The sequence below is a fragment of the Cryobacterium sp. 10I1 genome (assembly GCF_035019805.1).
Lineage (GTDB): Bacteria > Actinomycetota > Actinomycetes > Actinomycetales > Microbacteriaceae > Cryobacterium > Cryobacterium glucosi.
The window spans coordinates 1-394 of record NZ_JASJVF010000578.1; the positions used below are offsets into that span (position 1 = coordinate 1).

The following is a 394-nucleotide window of genomic DNA, read 5'->3' on the forward strand; positions in this document are numbered from 1 at the left end:
TCGCTACCGCCCTCCCCGCCGGCCCGATGACGAGCCTCGCCGCGGCCCTCGACGCCGAGGTGCTCGTCTGGCGCCGCGACGGGAGCGACGAGCACCTTCCCGCCGCCGGCTTCGTCACCGGCGACATGACCACCGTGTTGCGCACCGGGGACGTGCTGCGCTCCATCCACATCCCGGACGCGTCGCTGCGCGCCCGCACCGCGTTCCGCAAGATCGCGCTCTCCCCCATCGGCCGCTCGGGAGCCGTCGTCATCGGCCGCCTCGACCGGGACGGCCGTTTCACCCTCACCGTCACGGCCGCGACCCTCCGGCCGGTGCAGCTGCGCTACGCAACCCTGCCGACCGCGTCCGCGCTCCGTGCCGGCGTCGACGGCATCGACGCCTGGTTCACGGA

The 394-nt window shown here is 74.6% G+C and carries 1 pseudogene; it reads left to right on the forward strand.

Going from position 1 to position 394, the window contains the following annotated elements:
* Positions 1-394 (forward strand): annotated as a pseudogene (locus QN345_RS19860) (FAD-binding molybdopterin dehydrogenase); the annotation flags it as partial.